This window comes from Actinomadura scrupuli (genome assembly GCF_050971785.1).
Classification (GTDB): domain Bacteria; phylum Actinomycetota; class Actinomycetes; order Streptosporangiales; family Streptosporangiaceae; genus Actinomadura_E; species Actinomadura_E scrupuli.
Map to the genome: position 1 here is coordinate 268,302 of NZ_JBPCCU010000009.1, position 16,499 is coordinate 284,800.

General features: G+C 69.6%; 16 protein-coding genes. 10 read left to right on the forward strand and 6 right to left on the reverse strand.

The window, feature by feature from the left end; all coding sequences use genetic code 11:
* Nucleotides 1-52: 52 nt before the first annotated feature.
* On the reverse strand, nt 53-1,246 hold the full coding sequence (locus ACRYCC_RS33715; RefSeq protein WP_433817862.1) for an aminotransferase class V-fold PLP-dependent enzyme: 1,194 nt from the start codon (nt 1,244-1,246) through the stop codon (nt 53-55).
* Between the two features lie 226 nt (nt 1,247-1,472).
* Between ACRYCC_RS33715 and ACRYCC_RS33720 the strand changes: the two genes are divergently transcribed.
* Nucleotides 1,473-2,540 carry a CapA family protein gene (locus ACRYCC_RS33720; RefSeq protein WP_433817863.1) on the forward strand — a complete coding sequence of 356 codons (1,068 nt, stop codon included), beginning with the start codon at nt 1,473-1,475 and terminating at the stop codon, nt 2,538-2,540.
* A 223-nt stretch (nt 2,541-2,763) separates the two neighbouring features.
* Nucleotides 2,764-3,864 carry a CapA family protein gene (locus ACRYCC_RS33725; RefSeq protein ID WP_433817865.1) on the forward strand — a complete coding sequence of 367 codons (1,101 nt, stop codon included), beginning with the start codon at nt 2,764-2,766 and terminating at the stop codon, nt 3,862-3,864.
* Here ACRYCC_RS33725 and ACRYCC_RS33730 read toward each other — a convergent pair.
* Complete coding sequence (locus ACRYCC_RS33730; protein ID WP_433817866.1) at nt 3,829-5,634, reverse strand: HNH endonuclease signature motif containing protein; 1,806 nt, start codon at nt 5,632-5,634, stop codon at nt 3,829-3,831. The genes ACRYCC_RS33725 and ACRYCC_RS33730 overlap by 36 nt on opposite strands.
* A gap of 223 nt (nt 5,635-5,857) precedes the next feature.
* On the opposite strand from ACRYCC_RS33730, the gene ACRYCC_RS33735 reads away from it, so the two are divergent.
* From ACRYCC_RS33735 to ACRYCC_RS33750, 4 genes are all read left to right on the forward strand, one after another.
* Nucleotides 5,858-6,406, forward strand: a complete 549-nt coding sequence (locus ACRYCC_RS33735; RefSeq protein WP_433817868.1) for a DinB family protein — start codon at nt 5,858-5,860, stop codon at nt 6,404-6,406.
* A gap of 126 nt (nt 6,407-6,532) precedes the next feature.
* A complete protein-coding gene (locus ACRYCC_RS33740; RefSeq protein ID WP_433818002.1) occupies nt 6,533-8,314 on the forward strand; it encodes an SDR family oxidoreductase in 1,782 nt (593 codons plus the stop codon).
* Between the two features lie 39 nt (nt 8,315-8,353).
* Complete coding sequence (locus ACRYCC_RS33745; protein ID WP_433817869.1) at nt 8,354-8,992, forward strand: GNAT family N-acetyltransferase; 639 nt, start codon at nt 8,354-8,356, stop codon at nt 8,990-8,992.
* A 75-nt stretch (nt 8,993-9,067) separates the two neighbouring features.
* A complete protein-coding gene (locus ACRYCC_RS33750) occupies nt 9,068-9,451 on the forward strand; it encodes a VOC family protein (protein WP_433817871.1) in 384 nt (127 codons plus the stop codon).
* 63 nt (nt 9,452-9,514) lie between these two features.
* Here the strand turns inward: ACRYCC_RS33750 and ACRYCC_RS33755 are convergent, their stop codons facing one another.
* Together ACRYCC_RS33755 and ACRYCC_RS33760 are read right to left on the reverse strand one after the other, a co-directional pair.
* Complete coding sequence (locus ACRYCC_RS33755; protein ID WP_433817872.1) at nt 9,515-9,718, reverse strand: DUF397 domain-containing protein; 204 nt, start codon at nt 9,716-9,718, stop codon at nt 9,515-9,517.
* 5 nt (nt 9,719-9,723) lie between these two features.
* Nucleotides 9,724-10,557: a helix-turn-helix domain-containing protein gene (locus ACRYCC_RS33760; protein WP_433817873.1), complete on the reverse strand. Its 834-nt coding sequence runs from the start codon at nt 10,555-10,557 to the stop codon at nt 9,724-9,726.
* A 78-nt stretch (nt 10,558-10,635) separates the two neighbouring features.
* Between ACRYCC_RS33760 and ACRYCC_RS33765 the strand changes: the two genes are divergently transcribed.
* Entirely contained in the window at nt 10,636-11,091 is a 456-nt protein-coding gene (locus ACRYCC_RS33765; protein ID WP_433817874.1) for an ATP-binding protein, read from the forward strand.
* A 40-nt stretch (nt 11,092-11,131) separates the two neighbouring features.
* Here the strand turns inward: ACRYCC_RS33765 and ACRYCC_RS33770 are convergent, their stop codons facing one another.
* Nucleotides 11,132-12,475, reverse strand: a complete 1,344-nt coding sequence (locus ACRYCC_RS33770; protein ID WP_433817875.1) for a GH1 family beta-glucosidase — start codon at nt 12,473-12,475, stop codon at nt 11,132-11,134.
* Nucleotides 12,476-12,693: 218 nt separating this feature from the next.
* Here ACRYCC_RS33770 and ACRYCC_RS33775 point away from each other — a divergent pair, with 218 nt between their 5' ends.
* From ACRYCC_RS33775 to ACRYCC_RS33785, 3 genes are all read left to right on the forward strand, one after another.
* Nucleotides 12,694-13,245, forward strand: a complete 552-nt coding sequence (locus tag ACRYCC_RS33775; protein ID WP_433818003.1) for a TetR/AcrR family transcriptional regulator — start codon at nt 12,694-12,696, stop codon at nt 13,243-13,245.
* A gap of 195 nt (nt 13,246-13,440) precedes the next feature.
* Complete coding sequence (locus ACRYCC_RS33780) at nt 13,441-13,887, forward strand: Fur family transcriptional regulator (RefSeq protein WP_433817876.1); 447 nt, start codon at nt 13,441-13,443, stop codon at nt 13,885-13,887.
* Nucleotides 13,888-13,903: 16 nt separating this feature from the next.
* Nucleotides 13,904-15,358 carry a catalase gene (locus ACRYCC_RS33785; RefSeq protein WP_433817877.1) on the forward strand — a complete coding sequence of 485 codons (1,455 nt, stop codon included), beginning with the start codon at nt 13,904-13,906 and terminating at the stop codon, nt 15,356-15,358.
* A gap of 90 nt (nt 15,359-15,448) precedes the next feature.
* On the opposite strand, the gene ACRYCC_RS33790 is transcribed toward ACRYCC_RS33785, so the two are convergent.
* Complete coding sequence (locus ACRYCC_RS33790) at nt 15,449-16,498, reverse strand: alpha/beta hydrolase (RefSeq protein ID WP_433817878.1); 1,050 nt, start codon at nt 16,496-16,498, stop codon at nt 15,449-15,451.
* Nucleotide 16,499 lies beyond the last annotated feature (1 nt).

Genomic DNA, 16,499 nt, shown 5'->3' on the forward strand with positions numbered 1-16,499 from the left:
GGAGATCTATCACGTGAAGGTCCCGCCCTGCTTCGGCGGGATTCAGGGGAGTTTAGGGGAAGATCTCGGTAAGGGCGCGGAGTGTCTCGTCGATTTCGTCCTGGGTGTTGTAGTAGTGCACCGAGGCCCGTACCCGGTGCCGCGGCCGGACTCCCTCGTCGTAGCGGAAGGTCTGCTCGGCCACCCGGACGTTGATCCGCTGCTCCGCCAGCCGTTCCACGATCTCCTCGGCCTCCAGCCGCTCATGGCTGAAGGTGACGATGCCGCTCTTGCGCAGGCCCCGGTCGTGCACCGTCACGCCGGGCAGTTCCCGCAGGGCGCCGCGCAGGCCGTCGCCCAGCAGCAGCGCCCGCTCCTCGATCGCGTCCATGCCGATCTCCAGCGCGTACGCGGCCGCGGCGGCCTGGCCGAGCTGCCCGGCCACGAACCGCTCCCAGGTCTCGAACCGCCGGGCGTCGGGCCGCAGCTCGTACGAGGTGGGGCCCGTCCAGTCGGCCGCCCGCAGATCGACGAAGGGCGGGTCGAGCAGCTCCAGCACGTCACGGCGCACGTAGAGGAAGCCGGTGCCACGGGGGCCGCGCAGGAACTTGCGGCCGGTGGCGGAGAGCATGTCACAGCCGATCGTGTTCACGTCGAGGGCGAGCTGACCGATGGACTGGCAGGCGTCGACCAGGTAGAGGGCACCGGCGGCCTTGGTGAGCTTGCCGATCTCGGCGACCGGGTTGATGAGCCCGTCGTGGGTGGGGATGTGGTTGATCGCCACGAGCCGTACCCCGCCCTGGTCGAGCAGCGAGGCCAGCGCCTCCAGCGACATCTGGCCGTGCTCGTCGTCCGGTACGACCTCGACGACCGCTCCGTGCTGGGCCGCCACCTGCACGAAGCCGAGTGCGTTACTGGCGTACTCGCTGGTCGTGGTGAGGATGCGGTCGCCCTTGGCGAACGGGATGGAGTAGAACGCCATGTCCCAGGCACGGGTGGCGTTCTCGACGTAGGCGATCTCGTCCGGCCGGGCACCGATCAGCTGCGCGAGCAGGTCGTACGACTTCGCGAGCCGGTCCGCGGCGGCGTCGGCGGCCTCGTAACCACCGACCCGGGCCTCCAGCTCGAGATGGCGGAGCACCGTCTCCAGAACGGGCTGCGGCGGCAGCGCGGCACCGGCGTTGTTGAGATGGACGACGTCCTTGCAGCCCGGCGTCTCCGCCCGTATCCGCCCGAGGTCCAAACCGGCCTCGCCCCTGAAGTACACGGCGTATCCCCTCTATAGCCCTTAACTCGATGGCCTCAACGCTTTGGTCCGTAATGGGGTGTTCCCGCCGAGATCCTGCCCGGTATTCCCCCCGACAACAAGGCTTCCCGTCACATCCCGCGCACATCCGGCTGCGACGCGCGACGGGTGACGCCCGTCCTGAACTCTCACGCCCTCCGGCGCATCCAAGCATCGACTGCAAATCAGGAGCAATGTGGAGGTAACGGTGCGCGGAGGCCGGTGGCGGCTCGCCATGGGAGCGGGGGCGGCGCTGGTGCTGGCCACCACGGGGTGCGGGCCGCTCGCGCACGTGGTCGACGAGGGCACCACGCCGAAGAAGCAGCCCTTCACCATCGCGTTCGGCGGCGACGTCCACTTCGAGGGCCAGATCCGGACCCGGCTCGACGCCGATCCCGCGTCGGTGTTCGGGCCGATCAAGGCCACGCTCAGCTCCGCCGATCTCGCGATGGTGAACCTGGAGACCGCCGTCACCACCGGCGGCACCCCGGCGGCCAAGCAGTTCACCTTCCGCGCTCCGCCCACCGCGTTCACCGCGCTCAAGGCGGCCGGGGTGGACGTGGCCACCATGGCCAACAACCACGGCATGGACTACGGGGAGACCGGGCTGCGCGACTCCCTGGCGGCGGCCGGCAAGGCCGGTTTCCCGGTCGTCGGCATCGGCGCCAACGCCGCGGAGGCGTTCCGCCCGTTGATGACGACCGTCAAGGGCAACAAGGTCGCGATCATCGGTGCGACCCAGGTGCTGGACGACAACCTCATCGCGGCGTGGACCTCCACCGACGCCAAGGCCGGGCTCGCCTCGGCCAAGGACGTGCCGAGACTGGTCCGGGCGGTGCAGGCCGCCCGCCGTACCGCCGACGTCGTCATCGTCGACCTGCACTGGGGACGCGAGCTGAGCGGCTGCCCGACCGGGACCCAGACGCAGCTCGCCGGGCAACTCGCCGACGCCGGAGCCGACGCCATCATCGGCAGTCACGCGCACGTACTGCTCGGCGGCGGCTACCTCAAGAGCGCCTACGTGCACTACGGACTGGGCAACTTCGTCTTCTACAACTCCTCCGGGCAGACCGCGCAGAGCGGCGTGCTGACCCTCACCTTCAGCGCTGGCCAGGTGACGAAGTCGCACTGGACGCCCGCGCTCATCCAGGACGGACGGCCCCAGCCCCTCACCGGCACCCCGGACGAGCAGCCCGCGCGGGCGCGGTGGGAGGCGCTCCGCGGCTGCACCGGCCTCAAGGCCACGCCTCCCGCCGGCACCTCCGCGCCTGCCTGATCGCAGCCACCGTCCGAGGTGGGCTCTCCGATCTGCCGCGAGAGGGGTGTCGGAGATGTCGCGGCGATGGGCCGACGTGGCGGTATGCGGTGGGAGGCAGAGGTCCGCGTGCGGTGGCGACGAGGACCGCGTGCGGCGGGAGATAGAGGTCCATGTGTGGACGAAAGGTGAGAATCAACCTGGCGACGTGGCATCCTAGGGCGACTCGAAGCTGGGAGGCAGGGTGCGACGACGCAACACCGCATTGGTGTCGGCACTGGTCAGTGCGGCTCTGCTCGCCACGGCCTGTGGCGGCGGCGGCACGCCGGCGGCCAACGGTGACACCGGTACGTCGGGTGCTCCGTCGTCCCCGCAGAGCAAGGGCGGGAAGAAGCCCGCCGACGGTGGCCCCAAACAGGCGTACACGATCGCCTTCGGAGGGGACACGCACTTCGAGGGGTCACTGCGTTCCCTGCTCGCCGCCAACCCCGCGACCGCCATGGGCCCCATCGCCAGAACGCTGAAGTCGGCCGACTTCGCCATGGTGAACCTGGAGACCGCGATCACCACGGGCGGGGTGCCCGCCCCGGCCAAGGAGTTCCACTTCCGGGCCCCGGCGACCGCGTTCACCGCGCTCAAGGCGTCCGGGGTGGACGTGGTCACCATGGCCAACAACCACGGCATGGACTTCATGAAGCCGGGGCTGCGGGACTCGCTGGCCGCGATCAAGAAGACCCGGTTCCCCACGGTCGGGATCGGCCGCGACGCCGATCAGGCCTACCAGGCGTACCGGACGACCGTGAAGGGCAACCGGCTCGCCATCGTGGGCGCGACCCAGGTGCTCGATGACCACCTCATCCAGCCGTGGACCGCCACCGACTCGCAGGGCGGCCTCGCCTCGGCCAAGGTGGTGTCCCGCATGCTCCAGGCGGTCCGGGACGCCCGGCAGGGCTCCGACACGGTCATCGTCTACCTGCACTGGGGCCAGGAGATGAGCACCTGCCCGCTGCCCCGCCAGCAGGTACTCGCCAAGCAACTCGTCGACGCCGGCGCCGACATCGTCGTCGGCGGCCACGCGCACGTCCTGCTCGGTGGCGGCTACCTCAAGGGCAAGTACGTCCACTACGGCCTCGGCAACTTCCACTTCTCCTCGGCCAGTGGCAAGACCGCCGAGTCCGGGGTACTCCAGCTGACCGTGCGGGGCCACCAGGTGACCCGCGCCCAGTGGAAGCCCGCCCGGATCTCCGGCGGACTCCCCCGGTTGCTCTCCGGCCCCGCCGCCACTTCTGCCGTCAAGAGCTGGAACGGCCTACGCCGCTGCACCGGCCTCACCGCCACCCCCTGAAGCCGGTCCGCTCAACCGGTCCCCGGAGCCTCCGTTCACTGGTTCGGCCGCCGTCGCACCATGCTTGCGGGGGTGTCGCACCATGCCTGCGCGGGTGACTGGCCCGTGCTTCATGGCGCTCCGGGGGTTGGGGCAGGGCGGAAGGATCTCGAGTACCGTCCGGCCCTGGTCGTCCCGGATCTGGTCGACCCGGTCTTCGTGGGTTTCGATCCACCTGTTGTGCCAGCCGCAGAGCGGAATGAGCTGGTCGATGTCGGTCGGCGTACCGAGTTTCCAGCCGCCGCCCAGATGATGGATCTCGCAGAGATGCGCGGGAATCCGGCAGCCGGCGATACCGCACGTGTCGTACTGGGCAAGCAGGGTTCTACGCTGCGCCGACGTGGCGAATCTGATGGAACGCCCCAGGTAGAGAGGTATCCCCTCATGACCGAGGATCAGGCCGCTGATCCCGGCGTTGAGTGCGATGCGGCGTGCGTCCTCGGGCGAGATCGGGGTCCCGTCCAGTAACCGTGCGGGTCTTCGTAACGCTCCTGGTAATGCTCCTGGCGGAGACGATCCGGGCCTACGTCGCATCCTCTCGTCCGGAACCCCGACGTCATGAGCGGCGCACCGCTCGGCGGCATGGCCGGTCTCAGCCACATCGCTCGCGGCACCACTCTCAGCGGCATCCCACTCGACACCCTCGCTCCGAGCCGCATTGCTCTCAGCCGCATCCCTACCGGTATGGCTCTGAGCGGGGTCTCCGGACACGGCATCGCCCTGAACGTCTCTCCAGGTATCGCTCCGAGAGGGACGGCCGGGCGCAGATGGGCTCTGTGCGGCGGCGCCCTGAGGGACATCATGCTCGGCGGAGCGAGACCCGGCGGCATGGCCGTTGTCGGCGTTGCGGGGTGTCGGGGGGCCGGAGGCCGTACCGGTGCGGGGGGTGTGGGTGCGGGGTGTGTGGGTGAAGGGTCCGGTGTCGCCGGTGGCGGCGGTGTAGGCGGCGAGGTCGATGATGAGGGTGATCCCGGCGCCGCGGTTGCCTTCGGTCAGGACGGAGAACAGGGCGTCGGCGGTGCGCTGGGCGATGTCGCGGTCGTCGCCCTGGGCCCTGGGCTTGGCGAGCGGGCCGATGATCTGGTCGAGCGCGGCGGTGTGCTCGGGGTTGCACCAGCCCTTGAACCACGAGCCGCCGTCCAGTGACTTGGACCTGGTCATCCAGGAACGCGCGAAACCCCGCTTCGAATCCTCCGGCTCGACCTCCCTGCCGAGACGCTCGGCGATGAGATCGGTGATCCTGTCACCGGCCTTGGCCACCTGCCCGACCGAGCATCCATCCTCGACCATGCCCAGGAGGATGTCCTCGGCCACCGCGGCGTCCTCGGCGTCCAGGCGCGGGGTCGCGGCACAGACGGTGGAGGCGAACCCGAAGGAGAGCCCGCCGCCGGACAGCAGCTTCCGTACGCGTTCGAGGCGGGGCAGTTGCCGGGCCAGGGTGACGCGCTCGGCGGCCCGCCCGTGTCGCATGCCCAGCCGCTCGCGCAGCCATGACACGGTGGAGGGGAAACCATGCTCGCCATGCACGCCCGAGACGTCCACCCTGGCGACCAGCACGGCCAAGGCGGCCTCGGCCCGATCGACGGCCCGGCCCACGGTCTCCGCCACCTCCAGGGCGGCGAGCCCCGGCTCGGGTGCCGGCCGCGTCGCCAGCTCGGCGGCGATCGCCTCACAGGCCTGCGCCAGCTCCCCCCAGGAAGCGTCTGCGAGCCCCGCATCCATCGACCACATGTTCTAAAAGCTACGCCTCCCCGGCCACCGGCACCCTGCCCCAACAAGCAACAGAATCGAGTATGTGAGCGATGAAACTCCATCCTGCTCGCTACAAAATCGCAGGTCAAAGGCATAGAAGACGGTCAGTCCGGTCGCCCGCCGAGGGGCAGGGCCAGCGGCCGAGAGAGGATCGTCGGTGGTGCCTGGCAGACTCCGAGGCGTTCCCAGGGGAGGACCAACGATGACCGACGCACCCGCAGCCACCGGCTATTCACCACAGTGGAAGGACGGCACCCGGACGCCACTTCCGGATGTCGGTGACGAACGAGAGGTCCTGACCTCTTTCCTGGACTGGCACCGGGAGACCTTCGAGCTCAAATGCACCGGCATACCGCCGGAGCGGCTCTCCGAACGGGCCGTGCCACCGTCCTCGCTGTCCCTGCACGGCTTGCTGCGGCACCTGGCCGGCGTCGAGCGCTGGTGGTTCCGTCTGCAGTTCGCCGGCGAGGACGTGCCGATGCTGCACTACTCCGACGACGACCCCGACCAGGACTTCGACGCGCTGGACGGTGACGTCGGCGAGGCCTTCTCCGGGTGGCGAGAGGAGTGCCGGCGCTCCCGGGAGATCGTGGCCGCCACGGCGTCGCTGGACGAGACGGGGATCGTGCGGAGGACGGGCCGGCCGATCTCGCTGCGTACGATCCTGGTGAAAATGATCGCCGAATACGCCCGGCACAACGGGCACGCGGACCTCCTCCGCGAACGGCTCGACGGAGCGACGGGAGTGTAGACCGGACCGGCACCGTGACCGATACCAAGGCCCGGCCGGACACCTTCGTCCGGGCAACCGGGTGACTGGACACGGGCGTCCGACGGCGTACCTTCGCTACCAGCGGCGTACGGAGAGGTGAGCGAGATGCGGGAGCACCGGGTCGTATCAGGCGACGTAGAGCTGGCGGTACGGGAGCGGGGCGAGGCCGAGCGGCCCACGGTGTTGCTGCTGCACGGGTTCCCCGACACCGCCAGGGCCTGGGACGAGGTGGCCGGGCACCTGGCGGAGCGGTTCCATGTGGTGACCTACGACGTCCGGGGCGCGGGTGCGTCCTCCGCGCCGGAGGGCGTGGAGAACTACCGGATGGACCTCCTGCTGGAGGACCTCCGCGCGGTCATCGATGCCACCAGCCCGGACGCTCCCGTACACCTGGTGGGACACGACTGGGGTGCGATGCAGTGCTGGTCGGCGGTGACCTCGCCGACGCTGGCGGGCCGGATCGCCTCCTTCACCTCCGCGGGAGGGGTCAGCATCGACCATGCGACGGGGTTGCTCCGCCGTACGGCTCGGACCGATCCGGCTGCGGCCGTTCGCCAGCTCGCCATGTCGTCGTACATCGGCATGATCCAGTTGCCGGGGCTGCCGGAGCTGGCGGTGCGGCGGGCAGTGGCACCGATGTTCGCCACCATGCTGCGCGATCAGGGCGTCGCCGTGCGGGCCGGTCACCCCGCGGAGACCCTCGAGAAGGACATGCTCCACGGCCTGAACCTCTACCGCGCCAACATGCTCACCCCAGGCCGGGCCACGACGACCGGGAGCACCCCGGCCGGGATCGGTACGCCATCCGCGGTATCGGTATCGGTGCCGGTGCAGATCGTGGTGTGCACCCTGGACAAGTACCTCAGCACCGAACTGGCGAGCGCCCATGCCGGGCTCGCCGACCGGGTCTGGGTCCGCCGGGTGGCGACCGGCCACTGGGTACAGCGCACCCGGCCCGGCCTGTTGAGCACGTGGATCGCCGAGTTCGTGGACGCGGCGGAGCGGGGCGGCGTCGAGTCCAGGCGGTTCGGCGCCTTCGAGGGACAGCTCGTCGTCGTCACCGGGGCGGGCAGCGGCATCGGCCGGGCGACGGCGTACGGCTTCGCGGCCAACGGCGCCCGGGTCGTGGTCGCCGACCTCGACGAGGCCGCGGCCAAGCACACCGCCGACGGCATCGCGGGCCGGCCCGGCTCCGGCCGCGAGGCGGCGTACGCGTACCAGGTGGACGTGGCCGACGCGGAGGCGATGCGGAGGTTCGCGGCCGAGGTCCGGGACACCCATGGCGTGCCGGATGTGGTGGTGAACAACGCCGGCATCGGCATCGCCGGGCAGCTGCTGGAGACCACCGAGGAGGACTGGGACCGGATCACCTCCATCAACCTGGACGGTGTCTACCGGGGTTGCCGGTTGTTCGGACGCCAGATGGCCGAACGCGGCGAGGGCGGCCATCTGGTCAACATCGCCTCGATGGCCGCGTTCTCACCGACGGGGTCGCTGGGCGCCTACAGCGCGACCAAGGCCGCCGTGCTCCAGCTCAGCGAGTGCCTGCGGATCGAGCTTGCCCCGGCGGGAATCGGGGTGAGCGCGATCTGCCCGGGTGCCATCAACACCCCGATCACCCGGAACTCCCGTTATGTGGGGGTGGACCCGGAGCAGGCCAGCGAGCTGCGCGACTTCGCCGCCCGTGCGTTCGAACGGCGCAACTTCCCTCCGGAGAAGGTGGCGCTGGCCATCATGCGCGCGGTGTTGCACGACCGGCCGGTGGTCCCGGTGGCGCCGGAGGCGTACGTGGGCCGGGCGCTGTCCCGGTTCGCCCCTTCCGCGGGCCGTGCCCTCGGCCGGATGGGCGAGCGCATCAACGCCCGCCGCCTGCAACGCCCGTCGTGACACCGGGAGGCGCCGGGCCGGGGTTGTTAGGGTCGTTCGATGCCCTCGACACAGCAGCTGAGGACCGACCGGCTCGTACTGCGCCGCTGGCGGGACGGGGACCGGGCACCGTTCGCGGCCATGAACGCCGACCCCGAGGTGATGGAGTACTTCCCGGCCGCGCTGACCTCGGACGAGAGCGACGCGTTCATCGACAGGATCGAGGCCGGCTTCGAACGGCACGGGTTCGGGTTGTGGGCCGTGGAGATCGCCGAGACCGGGCGGTTCATCGGATTCACCGGCCTTTCCGTACCGCGTTTCGAGGCTCACTTCACCCCGGCGGTGGAGATCGGCTGGCGGCTGGTCCGGCCCGGCTGGGGCCACGGCTACGCCAGTGAGGCCGCCCGCCGCGCGCTCGGCTTCGCCTTCGACGACCTCGGGCTCGGCGAGGTCGTCTCGTTCACCACCCGCGCCAACCTCCGATCGCAGGCGGTGATGGAGCGCATCGGCATGACCCATGACCCGGCCGACGATTTCGACCATCCGCTGCTGGAGGAGGGCCACCCGTTCCGGCCTCATGTGCTGTGGCGGATGACGGCCGGGCACCGGCCCGATCGGCAGGTCGGTGGCCGGGCTCGTTCCGGCTCGATCGTGACGGGCGGTCTCCCGCCGCGCCTCGGTGGCCGCCCCCCGGCCTGAGCCCATGATCGTCGGTGCTCGGCGCTACCCTGCGAGGACAATGCCGACCAGGGCACTGCCGACCCATCAGGGAGCATGGTGCGCATCGACCGGCTCGACCATCTGGTACTGACCGTCGCCGATCTCGACCGCACGGTCGACTTCTACACCCGCGTCCTGGGCATGGACGAGACGGTCTTCGGCGACGGCCGCCGGGCCCTCGCGTTCGGGCACAGCAAGATCAATCTCCATGAGGCGGGCCACGAGTTCGAGCCGAAGGCCCTGCGAGCCGTACCCGGCAGCGCCGACCTGTGCCTCATCGCGGTCGAGCCGCTCGACCAGGTGATCGCCGAGCTGACCGCGCACGGGGTGCGGATCGAGGAGGGCCCCGTGGAACGTACCGGAGCGGCCGGGCCGATCATCAGTGTCTATCTCCGCGACCCCGACCAGAACCTCATCGAGATCAGCAACTACCGCTGAGCCGGGGATGCCCGCAAAGCGTTCGCACCTGCCGCGCACCCGCCACCGACCCAGGTCACGGCACTAGAGGTCCAGCGCCCCGGCCTTCGCACGCGCCAGGAAGGCCGACCAGCCGGCGGATCCGATGATCAGCTCAGGCCCACCGGGGTCCACGGAGTCCCGGACGGCAACAGCCCGACCGAGATTCGCGACCTCTACACACTGCTCGGGAGCCGTATTGGAGCGACTGCTCTTTCGCCAGTCAGGACGAGAAAGGTCGGTACTCATAGGGCCTACTCCTCGATCAACCTCTTGATCAGAGTAGCCGACCCGTGCTCGTCGAGCGCTCGGTCACGGAGGTGATCGAAATCAGTGGCGAAGACAGCGATCTCATGAGCTTCGTGGAGATAGTGCTCACCCACACGGGTCTCGATGAGAACGATGTCGGGATCGGGCGGCGGGAACCCGACGATGACGAAGGGATATCCGATGGCGGGATAGAGACCGATCTCCTGCGGCAGGACCTGGATACCGACGTTCGGCAATTCTCCCAGTTCTATGAGATGCCCGAGTTGAGCCCGCATGGTCTCGGCTCTGCCCGCCGGCCGGTGCAGAACGGCCTCGTCCAGTACGGCCCGCACCTGGAGGAGAGGGTCTGTGTACAGCCGTTGCTGCCTGTGCATCCTGGCTGCGACGCGACGCTCCACCTCCTCGGTGTTCAGTCGCGGAGACGAGGAAATGAAGGCGCGAGCATAGTCCTCGGTCTGCAGGAGACCGGGAATGACGCTGGGCTCGTAATTACGCACTTCAGAGGCTTCGGCTTCGAGCGCGACATAGGGACCGGGCAACAGGTCCCGGTAGGCCGACCACCATCCGCCTCTCTTGCGCGCATTTCGAGCGAGGTCTATCAGACGGTCCCGGAGTTCGGGATCCGTCGCCTCATAGATATCGAGCATGGCCCGCAGATCGCTGACGCTCACGGTGCTCTGGGCGCTCTCGATCCGAACGATCTTCGAGACGGCGGACCCGAGGTGGAGGGCCACTTCTTCCTGGGACAAACTCGCGCGGTGGCGTAGCGCCCGAAGCTCACTCGCCAGGCGGCGACGCAGGACAACCGATGTGCTCATGATTTTTAGGAGTTCCTACTTTGAGAGTGCTCAAAGTCAGCTCTACTGTTCTGGAAGGCAACAGTGTGTCATCGAACGATGACAGATCGGGGCGAGATGGTGGAAGAGCTCACTCAAGGTCGGCGGGTCGTCGAGAGCCACCGGCCCGTACTGGCGTCCGCGACGTACCGGTGCGTGGCCGAGGCCGCCGGGCAGGCTCGCCGCTTCGCCGCCAAGGTGCTCGACGTGTTCTACGGAACCGGCGACGAGCGGACCGACAATGCCGTGCTCGCGATCTCCGAAGCCGTGGCGAACAGCGCCGAGCACAGCGACTCCCGCTTCGACGGGCACGTCACGATCGCGCTCTTCGACGCGGGCGGCGGGGTGGTACGGGCGGAGATCACCGATGACGGCGCCGCCACCGTACCCACCAGCCACCAGGTCGGGAACACCGCCACCAGCGGACGCGGCGTCTTCCTGATCGAGGCGCTCACCACCAGGTCCGGCCACTTCTCTGCGCAGGACGGGCGCATGACCTTCTGGTTCGAGCTGTAGACCGCCCAGCGAGGATCGAGCGGCCGTCAGTGCCCGGGTGTCAGACCTCCCCGGGTGCCCCACCCGCCGCGATGAGGTCGCGGTACCAGGCGTAGGAGGCCTTGGGGGTGCGCCGCTGGGTCTCGTAGTCGACGTGGATCAGGCCGAATCGCGGGTGGTAGCCCTCGGCCCACTCGAAGTTGTCCAGCAGCGACCAGACGTAGTAGCCCCGGACGTCCACGCCCTCCGCGATGGCGGCCCGTACGGCGGCGAGGTGGGACTGGAGAAAGGCGATCCGCTCGCGGTCGTCGACCGTGCCGTCGGGTCCGGCCTGGTCGTCGAAGGAACAGCCGTTCTCGGTGATGTGGATCGGCGGCAGCGCGGCCCCGTACGTGTCCCGCAGCGAGACCAGCAGCGACCGGAGCCCGTCCGGGACGATCGGCCAGCCCATCCCGGTGACCGGGAAGCCCTCGACCGGGAGGATGTCGAAGGGCAGCGGGGCGTCGGCGACGTGGGAGAGCCGGTTGGGCTGGTAGTAGTTCACCCCGAGCGCGTCGATGGGCGCGGAAATGATCTCCAGGTCGCCGTCCCGGATGTGGGAGAGGTCCGGGGAGCCCAGCGCCGACAGGTCCGGGTAGCGCCCCAGCAGGATCGGATCGGTGAAGAGCCGGTTGATCAGGGTGTCGAAGGCGTCCGCGGCGAGCCGGTCCCGCGCCGAGCCGGTCGCCGGCCAGGCCGGGATGTAGTGGTTGCTGAGCGCGATCTTCGCTGCGCCCTGGTCGCGCAGGACCCGCACCGCCAGGCCGTGCGCGAGGAGCTGGTGGTGGGCGGTGGGCAGTGCGTCGAGCATGAGCGCCCGGCCGGGGGCGTAGACGCCGAAGGCGTAGCCGTACGCCATGACGACCACCGGCTCGTTCAGTGTGATCCACATGTCGACCCGGTCGGCCAGCCGCTCCGCGACGAGGCGGGTGTAGTCGGCGAACCGGTGCGCGGTGTCGCGGTTCATCCAGCCGCCGTCGTCCTCGAGCGGCTGCGGCAGATCCCAGTGGTACAGCGTGGGGGTCGGGGCGATGCCCCGCTCCAGCAGCCCGTCCACGAGCCGTTCGTAGAAGTCGAGGCCCGTCGGATTGGCCGCTCCCCGGCCGTCCGGCTGGATCCGGGGCCAGGCGACGGAGAACCGGTACGCGTCGATGCCCAGGCCCGCCATGAGCCCGACGTCCTCGGGCCAGCGATGATAGTGATCACAGGCGACGTCGCCGGTGTGGCCGTCCCGGGTCCGGCCGGGCTCGTGGCTGAAGGTGTCCCAGGTGGAGACGCCCCGGCCGTCCTCGGTGACCGCGCCCTCGATCTGGTACGCCGCGGTGGCGACGCCCCAGCGGAAGCCGGCAGGAAAATCTCTGGTCACCGCTGTGACACCCCCAGCCGCCCGCACGCAGCGTGACGATCCCTTACCTCGGCGGAACACCTTCGGCACCGCCCAATATGAATAACTCTCGGATCCTAGAGTCGTCCCCTGCCCGGCGGGAAGGGCAAGATGTGAGGGTGACCGAGAACGCGGGATCGACCCGTACGCCGCTACGCCGCCTGCCCGCCCAGCGCCGCAGTGCCGAACGCGTCCAGCGCATGGTCGACGCCTGCGCCGACATCCTGGACGAGACCGGCTACGACGGTCTTTCCACCACCCGGATCGCCCAGCGCGCGGGAGTGGCGATCGGCTCGGTCTACCAGTTCTTCCCCGACAAGCGGGCGGTCGCACAGGCCCTGGCCCAGCGCAACCTGGAGACCTTCGGCGAGCGGATCTCCGTCCGGCTCACCGAGGGCGGGTTCGCGCACTGGTCCGACGCCGTCGGCGCGATCATCGAGATCTTCGTCGACATGCACCGGACGGTCCCCGGCTTCCGGGTGCTGCGCTTCGGCGACGTGGCCGACCTCAACCTGCTCGACGAGTCGGCCGACAACAACTCGGTCGTCGCGGACCGGCTGCGCGACCTGATCATCACCGCGTTCGGCGTGCCCGACGGCGCCGACCTGGCCCGGGCGCTGGCCATCTCCGTCGAGGCGGGGGACGCCGTGCTCAAGATGGCCTTCCGGAACGACCCGGACGGCGACCCGTACATCCTGGCCGAGGCCAAGCGCCTGCTACAGGGTTACCTCTCCGCCCACATCGACGGCTGACGCCGGCCCGGCGGGGCCGTACCCACCCATTTCGACGCACTCAGCCCTACGCCGGCGGGGGCGCGTACCAGCCTGTTCAGCGGGACCAAGCCGGGCTGAGCGCGGCTCCAGGCGGAGCCATACCGGGAGAACCTTGACCAAAGACGGATAACTCATTGTCTTGATTCATTCGTGTTTAGGTGGTTTTGTGGACGAGTGACCACCGACGGACCTACCTCCGGACGGCCGGCAGCCGCGGAGTTGCGCAGCGCGGGCCTGCGGGTGACGGCCGCCCGGCTGGCCATTCTGGGGACCGTACGGGCCCGTCCCCACCTCGGAGCCGAGGCGATCGCCGCGCTGACACGCGATCAGGTCGGCTCCGTCTCCACCCAGGCCGTATATGAAGCCCTCAACGCGCTGACCGACGTGGGTCTGCTGCGACGCATCGAGCCCGCCGGGAGCCCGGCCCGCTACGAGGGGCGGGTGGGTGACAACCACCACCACCTGGTGTGCCGGCGTTGCGGAGCGGTCACCGACGTCGACTGCGTCACGGGCCAGGCGCCCTGCCTGGAGCCGGTCGACGACGCCGGCTACCAGGTCGACGAGGCCGACGTCATCTTCTGGGGCGTATGCCCCGACTGCCAACGGACACCAGCCACCTAGAACAAGGAGCGGCGCAATGACCGAGAGGCCACCCACCACCACCGATGCCGGGATCACGGCTCCGAGTGACGAATTCTCCCAGTCTGTCGGCCCGAACGGGCCGCTGCTGCTGCAGGACCACTACGTCATCCAGAAGATGGCGCAGTTCAACCGCGAGCGGGTGCCGGAACGGGTCGTGCACGCCAAGGGCGGTGGCGCCCACGGGTTCCTGGAGATCACCGAGGACGTCTCGCAGTTCACCAAGGCGAAGCTCTTCCAGAAGGGCGCGCGCACCGAGATGTTCGCGCGGTTCTCCTCGGTCGCCGGTGAGCTGGGCAGCCCCGACACCCAGCGCGACCCGCGCGGGTTCGCGCTCAAGTTCTACACCGAGGACGGCAACTACGACCTCGTCGGCAACAACACGCCGATCTTCTTCATCCGGGACCCGCAGAAGTTCTCCGACTTCATCCACTCGCAGAAGCGCCGGGCCGACAACCACCTGCGCGACCACAACATGCAGTGGGACTTCTGGACCCTGTCGCCGGAGTCGGCGCACCAGGTGACGTTCCTGATGACCGACCGCGGTACGCCCTCGTCGTGGCGGCACATGCACGGCTTCGGCTCGCACACCTTCCTGTGGTACAACGCCGCGGGCGAGCAGTTCTGGGTGAAGTACCACTTCCGGACCGACCAGGGCATCGAGAACTTCACCGACGCCCAGGCGGGCGAGATGATCGCCCAGGACGCGGACCACCACGTCCGCGACCTGTTCGAGCACATCCGGGCGGGCGACCACCCGTCGTGGACGGTGAACGTGCAGATCATGCCGTTCGCCGACGCCGCGGACTACCGGTTCAACCCGTTCGACCTGACCAAGGTCTGGCCGCACGGCGACTACCCGGAGATCACCATCGGGAAGTTCACGCTGAACCGCAACCCGGAGAACTACTTCGCCGAGGTGGAGCAGGCCTCGTTCGAGCCGGCCAACTTCGTGCCGGGCATCGGGCCCTCGCCCGACAAGATGCTGCAGGGCAGGCTGTTCTCCTACCCCGACACCCACCGGTACCGGATCGGCCCGAACTACCTGCAGCTGCCGATCAACGCGCCCAAGTCGCCGGTGCACTCGTACAACAAGGACGGCGCGATGCGCTACTCCAACCCGGGCGACCCCGTCTACGCGCCCAACTCCTTCGGCGGGCCCGCCGCGGTGCCCGAGGTGTGGCAGGGCGAGCAGTACGCGGTGGCCGGCGAGATCGTCCGCAGCGCCTACCGCCCGCACGCCCAGGACGACGACTTCGGCCAGCCCAGGGCGCTGTGGGAGAAGGTGCTCTCCGACACCGACCGGGAGCACCTGGTGAGCAACATCGTGGGCCACGCCTCGGCCCCCGAGGTGACCTCGGACATGAAGGTCCGCGTCGTCGAGTACTGGCGGAACGTGCAGAAGGACCTCGGTGACCGCGTCGCCTCCGGACTGGGCGTCAACGGCTCCTGACCCATCCGAACGGCGAGGGGTCCCGCACCGGGCGCACGGTGCGGGACCCCTTTCCCGTACGGGCCCCTTTCCCGTACGGGCGGTCGGGTCTCAGGCCTTCCGCGCGCCGAGCGAGGCCATCATCAGCGGCCAGGCCTGGTCCAGCTCGGGCCGCCAGTACCGCCAGTTGTGCCAGCCCTTCTCGTACAGATGGACGGTGGCCGGGATGCCGAGCTGCTTGATCCTGGCCACGAAGTCGGCGGTGGTCTGGCCGGCCAGCAACTCGCCGGTGCCCCCGGCGAGCGCCTCCTGCACGGGGTCGCCGCCGTCGGGGTTGGGATCGTAGGGGCCGGGCAGCCCGGTGGTGCCGGCCGAGATGTAGAGGCCGGTGCCGCGCAGCTTCGGTGCCAGCTCGTACGGGTCGTGCGCCTTCCAGTTCCTGTCGTCCCACCCGGGGATGCCCCACACCCGGTACGGATCGAAGTCGAAGACGAAGCCCTGGAGCATGAGGACCGAGGGGATCCGGGGCTTGGTCAGATGGAGCAGCCCGCTGAGCGACACCGCGTACCGGTACATGCCGGGGTGACGGCCGGCGTAGCCGATCGCCCCCTGGCCGCCAGAGGAGACGCCGAGGGCGGCGCGCCGCGTACCCCCGTGGTAGTTGCGCTCCACCAGCTGGATGACCTCACTGGTGTGGAAGGTCTCCCACTTGGGGGTGCCGCCCTTGCCGTAGTTGAACCAGTCGGTGTACCCGCCGTCCTTGCCGCCCTCCGGCAGGGCCACGATGACGTCCCAGCCCCTGGCCAGCGTCGCGAGCTGCGAACCCTTGATCCAGGACAGGTAGTCGTCGTTGCCGCCCTGGTAGGCGTACACCACCGGCCAGGTCCGCGCGGCGTCCCGCGACCAGCTCCGAGGCAGCAGCAGCCGCATCTTCTCCGGCTTCTCCAGCGACGGGGTGCCGATCGTCACGTCGACCGTCGAGGCGTCGATCCACTGCTCGGCGACGATCTCCGCGCCGTCCGAGGCGGGCACCCGGACGGGCGCCGCGGAAGCCGCCGGCACCGGCCCGGCCAGCAGGCCGGCTCCCGCGACGAGGCCCGCTCCGGCCAGCGAGGCCACCAGGGCACGGGCGAGGCGGCGGGCACGCGAACCATCCGACATG

Excerpts from the sequence above, each read along its gene's own strand:
- ACRYCC_RS33755 (WP_433817872.1), bottom strand. The coding sequence starts at position 9,718 with ATGAGTACCGACCTTTCTCGTCCTGACTGGCGAAAGAGCAGTCGCTCC.
- ACRYCC_RS33775 (WP_433818003.1), top strand. The coding sequence starts at position 12,694 with ATGGTCGACGCCTGCGCCGACATCCTGGACGAGACCGGCTACGACGGT.
- ACRYCC_RS33735 (WP_433817868.1), top strand. The coding sequence starts at position 5,858 with ATGACCGACGCACCCGCAGCCACCGGCTATTCACCACAGTGGAAGGAC.
- ACRYCC_RS33765 (WP_433817874.1), top strand. The coding sequence starts at position 10,636 with ATGACAGATCGGGGCGAGATGGTGGAAGAGCTCACTCAAGGTCGGCGG.
- ACRYCC_RS33745 (WP_433817869.1), top strand. The coding sequence starts at position 8,354 with ATGCCCTCGACACAGCAGCTGAGGACCGACCGGCTCGTACTGCGCCGC.
- ACRYCC_RS33740 (WP_433818002.1), top strand. The coding sequence starts at position 6,533 with ATGCGGGAGCACCGGGTCGTATCAGGCGACGTAGAGCTGGCGGTACGG.
- ACRYCC_RS33750 (WP_433817871.1), top strand. The coding sequence starts at position 9,068 with ATGGTGCGCATCGACCGGCTCGACCATCTGGTACTGACCGTCGCCGAT.
- ACRYCC_RS33785 (WP_433817877.1), top strand. The coding sequence starts at position 13,904 with ATGACCGAGAGGCCACCCACCACCACCGATGCCGGGATCACGGCTCCG.
- ACRYCC_RS33790 (WP_433817878.1), bottom strand. The coding sequence starts at position 16,498 with ATGTCGGATGGTTCGCGTGCCCGCCGCCTCGCCCGTGCCCTGGTGGCC.
- ACRYCC_RS33760 (WP_433817873.1), bottom strand. The coding sequence starts at position 10,557 with ATGAGCACATCGGTTGTCCTGCGTCGCCGCCTGGCGAGTGAGCTTCGG.
- ACRYCC_RS33730 (WP_433817866.1), bottom strand. The coding sequence starts at position 5,634 with ATGTGGTCGATGGATGCGGGGCTCGCAGACGCTTCCTGGGGGGAGCTG.